The organism is Neisseria sp. P0021.S007 (assembly GCF_051956855.1).
In genome coordinates, this window is record NZ_JBQCXA010000413.1 from 1 (window position 1) to 753 (window position 753).

At 42.0% G+C, this 753-nt stretch carries 3 tRNA genes; all 3 read left to right on the forward strand.

Annotated features, from left to right (window positions below):
• Positions 1-182: 182 nt before the first annotated feature.
• The 3 genes from ACTHUR_RS13710 (at position 183) to ACTHUR_RS13720 (ending at position 580) form a co-directional block, all read left to right on the forward strand.
• Positions 183-269, forward strand: a tRNA-Leu gene (locus ACTHUR_RS13710).
• A gap of 39 nt (positions 270-308) precedes the next feature.
• Positions 309-395: transfer RNA gene (locus tag ACTHUR_RS13715), tRNA-Leu, on the forward strand.
• Between the two features lie 94 nt (positions 396-489).
• Positions 490-580: transfer RNA gene (locus ACTHUR_RS13720), tRNA-Ser, on the forward strand.
• Positions 581-753: the final 173 nt, after the last annotated feature.

Below are 753 nucleotides of genomic sequence, written 5' to 3' on the forward strand. Positions count from 1 at the left end.
CTTGGCAGCGGATGTTCGTAACGTTGTTTCTCCCGTTTCAAAAACGGGTCTTTTTCTCGTAAATTTAAAGATTTAATATTTTTGTTCATTTTATTGGTTGACATTCTTTTTCTAAAATATATAATGACCGCTTCTTTGCGAAATAGTCAATCACTGTAACGCAAAACAGGAAATAAAGCAAAGCCCAGGTGGCGGAATTGGTAGACGCGCTAGCTTCAGGTGCTAGTGTCCTCACGGGCGTGGAAGTTCGAGTCTTCTCCTGGGCACCAAGTCTTTTGGTTGACGCTTTGCTTATCTCCATCCTGATTGCCCAGGTGGCGGAATTGGTAGACGCGCTAGCTTCAGGTGCTAGTATCCTCACGGGTGTGGAAGTTCGAGTCTTCTCCTGGGCACCAAATCAATTATCCGGCTTATCCGGATTTTTTATTGAATAGATTTATTTGTCTGATTAAGCTACAATATCAGACAGCAAAATATGTTTAATTCCACAGAGAGGTGGATGAGTGGTTTAAGTCGCACGCCTGGAAAGCGTGTATACGTGAATAGCGTATCGAGGGTTCGAATCCCTTCCTCTCTGCCAGATTCCAAACAGCCCGTCTTGCCTAATCAAGACGGGCTGTTTTTCTTGCCTTCAATTCAGGCGGCAGGCTGCTTCAGTCTTTCTTTAAAAAATAAATTACTTTTATTCTCAATTTGTTATCTATATTTAGTTTCATCTATACAAATCAGTTTTGTAGGTGTATCCTTCACTCG